The organism is Algoriphagus hitonicola, from assembly GCF_900113375.1.
Lineage (GTDB): Bacteria > Bacteroidota > Bacteroidia > Cytophagales > Cyclobacteriaceae > Algoriphagus > Algoriphagus hitonicola.
The window spans coordinates 1-6,521 of sequence record NZ_FOPC01000025.1 but is presented as its reverse complement, the minus strand read 5'-3'; the positions used below and the strand labels follow the sequence as shown (position 1 = coordinate 6,521).

Here is a 6,521-nt window from a genome sequence, read left to right as displayed (position 1 = left end):
GCGCATCGCCGCTGTGAGTGTCGTCACTCACAGCATAAAAATACCCTAAAAAGATACCTCAGTCAGCTCTCTCTTGGTTCAGAAATAGGGAGGAAATTTATTTTAGGTAAATAAACCTTCACTTTTCCGAGAGATTTTAGAACCTTCGGAGAGTATCGATAGCCTAAGTCTCCAGGATCATCATTTTTCATCCTTATAAATCATCACCTTAGCGGCTTCATTGGCTTTCCGGTAGCCACGATACATACCCTCGGAATTAAATGGCATGGCAATATTTCCATTTTTATCGATGGAGATGATTCCTCCCGAACCGCCCATTTCCACCAATTGCTTCATCACCACATCATCAGCAGCTTCGGCTAGGGACTTCTTTCCATAGCGCATAAGAGAGGCGATTTCGTGTCCGACTACTGTTCGGATGAAGTACTCGCCATGACCAGTAGCTGACACTGCACAGGTAGCATTGTCTGCATAAGTTCCGGCACCGATGATGGGTACATCTCCGACCCGTCCAAATCGCTTGTTGGTCATGCCTCCGGTAGAGGTAGCTGCTGCAATATTTCCATTTTTATCTTTGGCAACTGCCCCGACTGTTCCAAATTTTCGGTCTTTGAAAAAGGGATCCTCGAGCTCCAGTTCCAGCAGTGAAGAATGGTCCAATTCAGTCTTTTCGGTTTCCCGTATTTTTTCCAACTGTTCAAATCGAAAATCAGTGTAAAAATAGCTCGGATCTACTTCCTCCAAGTTTTGGGTGAGCGCAAACTGATCAGCGCCTGCACCGCTCATAAATACATGAGGGGAATTTTCCATCACGGCACGGGCGGCAGTGATCGGGTTTTTGATCCGGGTGAGTCCAGCCACAGCTCCTGCATTTCTATCAGCTCCATTCATAATCGCAGCGTCCAATTCATTTTTTCCTTCATTGGTAAAAACGGCTCCTTTTCCCGCGTTGAAAAGCGGACTGTCTTCCATGACTTTGACCGCAGCGACCACCGCGTCGAGTGCTTCTCCACCATTTTCCAAAACCGCATAGCCGGCATTCAGCGCTTCTTCCAATTTTGCCCGGTATTCGGCATCTTGTTCGGCAGACATATTTTCTTTTTTTATTGTGCCTGCACCACCATGAATGGCCAGCGCAAAATCCACTTGGGGTTCAAAATTTGTAATCGGTTGATTTTCTTTTGGTTCGCTGCAAGAAATGACTAAAATCAAGGCGAAGATCAGGGTGAAATAGGAGCTTTTCATGGGGACGTTGCTAGTGTTTTGTGCTATAATTGGCTTAAAAATCAGCTTTTCTGAGTAAATGGCCAAGAATATTTGATCATCGGTATGTCGAATATTTTTGTAAATCCACGGGAGCCGTGTATTTTAGGGAACTTTATTTTAAAAGGCACGTCCCAGTATTATCACCTAACCAAAACGATATGAGTCAGGAAGGAAAAACCGCTTATTCTCCGGATGAATTAAAGGAGTTTGAAGAGATCATCTTACAGAAATTAGCTGTGGCGAAGGAGGAATTTAACTCGCTAAAAGAGACACTCAGTAAAAAAAATGACAGTGGTACCGATAATACTGCTTCGACTTCTAAGCTTTTGGAAGATGGTGCGGACACACTTGAGCGTGAAAACTTGAGTCAGTTGGCTGCCCGTCAGCAGAAGTTTATTATCAACTTGGAGAATGCGCTCGTCAGGATTAAAAATGGCACCTACGGAGTCTGTGTGGATACCGGCAAGTTGATCAGCAAAGAACGCTTAAGAGCTGTTCCACATACCATGCATTCGATCGAAGCTAAAATGGCAAAAAAATAAGCCTTGGAGTTTCTTCACCGGCATATTGAGGCATTGATATTTTGTAATCCGGGCCCTTTGTCCAAGGATGAAATCCAAAAATGTCTCTCTGAGATGTTTGAGGCTGAAATTCCTATGGAGCATATCGAATCGGCCCTTGAAGATCTACGGGAGAAATTCCAACAAGATGATTTCTCATTTGCTTTGGAGCATCTGGGTGGAGGATACCAATTTTTGACCAAACCGGCCTATCAGACCAGTATTTCGATTTTGCTCAAGCAGCAAAGCCAAAAACGACTCTCCACGGCACAGATGGAAACGCTGTCGATTATTGCCTATAAGCAACCGATCACCAAAGGAGAAATCGAACAGATCAGGGGAGTAAATTCGGATTATTCGGTGACCAAACTTTTAGAAAAAGAACTTATCGAAATCAAAGGGAAATCCGAAAACGTGGGTCGGCCCTTGATTTATGGCACTTCATCGAAATTTATGGAGTATTTTGGGATCAATTCGATCAAGGATTTACCTCAGCCAAAGGATTTTTCACAGCCGGATAATCAGATCGGGGAAGAACGGGAATAGCTTGTGAAGTCAGAAGGCTAAAATCAAAAATCTACGGGAATCTGCGGATTTATCTGCGATTATCAGCGGGAAAACAAAAAAGTCAGAGGGCTAAAGTGAGAAAGCTGAAAGGCTGGTAGTAAGGCTAAAAATTGCGCCGTCTCTCGTAATCGTAATTCAAAAATCGTAAATCCCTAGTCTTCTAAGGGTTTGATTTTGGCGAGTTGAGAAATCAGGAATTTTTTACCTGAAGGAATTTCTTCACAAAGAACCCGAGTGCGGCGGGTTTCTTTTTTTTTGAATTTCCTTCCCTGAAGTTCAAACTGCAATCCCGGCTTTAAATCAGCTAAAAAAACCTCCTCAGAAACGTGATGATTTAAATCGTATTTGCTGAGTTCTTTGTTAAGAAATAAGTCCCCGGCCGAACTTGCCTTTGGATTTCGCATATGCCTTGAGAGCGGAATTAAGATGTCTTTTGGAAAAATTTCTACTTTCAAAAGCGGGCTCATCAATTTTTGAAACGTGATTTTCCACTCCTTTCCATGTGGAGCCGTTTCTACTCCATAGTGTAAATAGGTGTGTAAATGCGCAACCTCATGAATATAGGTGATCAGAAACTGATATGGATTGAGCGTACCGTTGATGGTGATGGTCTGTCGGGAACTGTCTCTTCGCCAGCGAAAATCCCCGAGTTTGGTTTTGCGAGTTGGGGTGACGGTAAAGTTGAACCCGTTTTTGATCCAAAGGTCCAGGCAGTAGGGAATGCTGTTTTGAGGGAGATGTTTGGAAAAAATAAGCCGAAGTTTTTCCGTCGAATTCATGCCTAAAAATAGGGAGTTTTAGCTAAAAAAATCAAGGCTTTGGGAATAGTAGTTTTATGTCTTCAGACTCGGACCAAGCAAAAAAAAAGAGTCCCGAATTTCGGGACTCTCAATTTTCAAGATGGCTTGTAAATTACTTTACCTCTTCAACAGTCTCAACAGTTTCTTCTACCGTAGTTTCAACAGTAGTTTGAGTTGTGTCAACAGCAACTTCTTCAGTAGCTTCAACAGCTTCCTCAGTAGTTTCTTCTACAGTTTCAACTACTTCAGTAGCTTCCTCAGAAGTTTCTTTGTTGCCGCAAGATGCAGTTGCGATCAAGCCAGCGATTGCGAAAATTGCAAATACCTTTTTCATTTTTTGTGGTTTTCTTAATTCGATGCAAATGTACTGGCAATTTTTTCAATAATGCAATAACCGCTCAAATATTTTTTATTTGTTTTTATAAATAATTTTTACAGGAACTCCCTCAAATTCAAAGTTTTCTCGAAGCCTGTTTTCAAGGAATCGAGTGTAGGGATTTTTGATGTATTGAGGTAGGTTACAGAAGAAAGCAAAGACCGGATTTTTGGTCGGCAGTTGGGTCACATATTTGATCTTGATGTACTTTCCTTTCCAAGCTGGCGGAGGGTATCGCTCGATTTCCTGAAGGAGAATATCATTGAGTTTGGAGGTTGGGATACGACGGTTTTTGTTTTCATACACTTTTACCGCCAATTCGATCGCCTGAAAGATTCGTTGCTTTTCTGTCACCGAGGTGAAAATAATCGGGATCCACTTGTGTTCGCCCAATCGATCCATCATATCATCCTTGATTTTGTTCATGGTCTTGTGGTCCTTCTCAAGCAAATCCCACTTGTTGACCATGATCATGATGCCTTTGTTGTTTTTGATCCCAAGGCTAATCAAGTTGATATCCTGTGACTCCAAACCTCTCGTAGCATCTACCATGACGATGATAACGTCGGATTCCTCCAGCGTTCGAAGCGAGCGCATAACCGAGTAGAATTCAATATCTTCTTTAACCTTGGCCTTCTTTCGGATACCTGCCGTATCGGTGATGATAAAATCCTGGCCAAAAAGCTTGTATCGCGTATGAATCGCATCCCGGGTTGTACCTGCTTCATCGGTGACGATGGAACGCTCCTGTCCGATTAGGGCATTTAGAAAGGAAGATTTTCCTACATTGGGTCTTCCCAAAATGGAGATTTTCGGTGTATCCGCATCGGGATCTTCAATTCCCTCATCTTTGAAATGGGTGATCACTTCATCGAGAAGGTCTCCTGTTCCACTGCCACTCACGGCAGCGATGGGGAATATCTCAAAATCACTCAATCCCAAAGCATAAAATTCATTGGCCATTAGGGATTTTTCGAGGTTGTCTGCTTTGTTAGCGACAATATAAATCGGTTTTTTACTGGATCGTAGCTCGTCTGCAAACTCCTTGTCCAGGTCCGTCAATCCATCATTGCAATCCACGATGAATAAGATCACATCAGATTCCTCGATGGCGAGCTTGACTTGTTTTCGGATTTCGGCTTCGTAGATATCATCCGAACCCGTCACGTATCCTCCGGTATCGATTACCGAAAAGAATTTACCGGACCACTGTGCATGGCCATAGTGTCGGTCACGGGTGACTCCACTCATATTATCCTCAATTGCTTTTCGTTCCTCGACCAGTCGGTTGAAAAGGGTGGATTTGCCGACATTAGGTCTACCTACGATTGCTACTATATTTGCCATAATCAGGTTGGGTCGTACCCAAATTTTTTCAGTTTCAGTTTGTTTTTACGCCAGTCAGGTTCGACTTTGACGTGTGTTTCCAGGAATACCTGTTTGCCAAAAAAGGCTTCCAAATCCTGTCGCGCCTCGATGCCTACTTTTTTAAGCATTTTTCCTTTTTCGCCGATGACAATCCCTTTTTGACTGTTTCGCTCGACGAAAATGCTAGCCCGGATCCGGATGATTTTTTCATCCTCGTGAAAGTCCTCGATTCCTACCTCTGCGGAGTAAGGGATTTCTTTTTTGTAGTTTTTAAATATTTTTTCCCGGATGATCTCGGAGGCAAAGAACCGCTCGGGCCGGTCGGTTAGTTCCTCCTTGTCATAAAAAGGCGGATGCACCGGTAATCTATCGAGGATTTCCTGCAGGATACGTTCGGTATTGAATTTTTCCAAAGCTGAAACCGGGATAACTGTGGAGGCTTTAACACGCTCAGTCCAGTACTGGGTGACCTCCTCGAGTTGACCTTCTTTGGCCAGGTCGATTTTATTGATGATAAGCAGGACAGGAATTCCCGAGTTGTTGATCCGCTCGATGATGGATTCGATTTCGGTGTCCTTTTCATACAAATCCGTGACAAAAACGATGATATCCGCATCCTCCAAAGAGATATTGACAAAACTCATCATGCTTTTGTGCAACTCATATTGAGGTTTCAGCATGCCCGGTGTATCCGAAAAAACGATTTGATACTCCTCGGTATTGGTCAATCCGACAATGCGGTGTCGAGTAGTTTGGGCTTTAGGAGAAATGATGGAAAGACGCTCACCTACAAGGATATTCATCAGGGTAGACTTCCCCACGTTAGGTTTTCCGATGATATTGACAAATCCTGCTTTATGGTTTGGAGAACTCATTCCTTGTAAATTTTTCACAAAGGTACTTGATTTTATATAGTTTCTCCTTACCTTTGTATCACAATTCGCCGGAAGGGCGGTTTAAGAAAGAAATTAAAGGCAAAAGTCTTTGAAAATATATCGCGGGGTGGAGCAGTTGGTAGCTCGTCGGGCTCATAACCCGAAGGTCATTGGTTCGAGTCCAATCCCCGCTACTACGAAGGACACTAGAAATGGTGTCCTTTTTTTGTTTACGAAGCTCGTTGGGCTCATATCCGCTACGCCACGGCGCACGGGTGCGGCGGACAAGGGTTCGCCCGCTAGCTATCGGGGGTAATCCGAAAACCCCAAACCTTTAAGATACTTTTAATCCAAGCTTGATCAATCAATTCATTGGATTTACTACAAAAAACTGGACAATATTTTTAAGCCTGTTTTTGAATTGATTTAATGCCGCCTGCCGCGGGGCTACTCAACTAATCAGTGGGATTTAGAAAAAAAATCCCCCTGATTAGTTCGAGTTCAGTTTTCTTCATGCGGCCTTTGTTTTTGTTGTTTCTCCGAACTGCTCAGGAGTGAGGTAATTCAGGTAGGAATGTTTTCTTTCTTTGTTGTACCAGATTTCGATGAACTCAAAGAGTTCAACCTGTATCTGTCTAACGTTCAATACCGGAAGCTGGTAGATCAGCTCAGATTTGATGATTTTAAAGAAGTTTTCTGCCACGGCATT

Annotated in this window: 8 protein-coding genes and 1 tRNA gene; 3 read left to right on the top strand and 6 right to left on the bottom strand. The window is 43.2% G+C overall.

The annotated features are described in order from the left end of the window. Positions 1-180: 180 nt before the first annotated feature. On the bottom strand, positions 181-1,245 hold the full coding sequence (locus BM043_RS19225; RefSeq protein ID WP_092794886.1) for an isoaspartyl peptidase/L-asparaginase family protein: 1,065 nt from the start codon (positions 1,243-1,245) through the stop codon (positions 181-183). A 179-nt stretch (positions 1,246-1,424) separates the two neighbouring features. Here BM043_RS19225 and BM043_RS19220 point away from each other — a divergent pair, with 179 nt between their 5' ends. Next, positions 1,425-1,808: a TraR/DksA family transcriptional regulator gene (locus BM043_RS19220; RefSeq protein ID WP_092794884.1), complete on the top strand. Its 384-nt coding sequence runs from the start codon at positions 1,425-1,427 to the stop codon at positions 1,806-1,808. 3 nt (positions 1,809-1,811) lie between these two features. Then, complete coding sequence (scpB, locus tag BM043_RS19215) at positions 1,812-2,372, top strand: SMC-Scp complex subunit ScpB (protein WP_092794881.1); 561 nt, start codon at positions 1,812-1,814, stop codon at positions 2,370-2,372. Between the two features lie 173 nt (positions 2,373-2,545). Here the strand turns inward: scpB and BM043_RS19210 are convergent, their stop codons facing one another. From BM043_RS19210 to era, 4 genes are all read right to left on the bottom strand, one after another. Then, a complete protein-coding gene (locus BM043_RS19210) occupies positions 2,546-3,172 on the bottom strand; it encodes a SprT-like domain-containing protein (protein ID WP_092794879.1) in 627 nt (208 codons plus the stop codon). Positions 3,173-3,305: 133 nt separating this feature from the next. Continuing rightward, on the bottom strand, positions 3,306-3,527 hold the full coding sequence (locus BM043_RS19205) for a hypothetical protein (RefSeq protein ID WP_092794877.1): 222 nt from the start codon (positions 3,525-3,527) through the stop codon (positions 3,306-3,308). A gap of 75 nt (positions 3,528-3,602) precedes the next feature. Further along, positions 3,603-4,916, bottom strand: coding sequence for a ribosome biogenesis GTPase Der (gene der, locus BM043_RS19200; RefSeq protein WP_092794874.1), 1,314 nt, complete (start codon positions 4,914-4,916; stop codon positions 3,603-3,605). A 2-nt stretch (positions 4,917-4,918) separates the two neighbouring features. Then, positions 4,919-5,812, bottom strand: a complete 894-nt coding sequence (gene era / locus BM043_RS19195) for a GTPase Era (protein ID WP_092794872.1) — start codon at positions 5,810-5,812, stop codon at positions 4,919-4,921. A 121-nt stretch (positions 5,813-5,933) separates the two neighbouring features. Between era and BM043_RS19190 the strand changes: the two genes are divergently transcribed. Continuing rightward, positions 5,934-6,006 (top strand) — tRNA-Met (locus BM043_RS19190). Between the two features lie 317 nt (positions 6,007-6,323). Here BM043_RS19190 and BM043_RS19185 read toward each other — a convergent pair. Beyond that, on the bottom strand, positions 6,324-6,521 hold a 198-nt coding region (locus tag BM043_RS19185; RefSeq protein WP_143189584.1), incomplete at its 5' end, for an IS3 family transposase.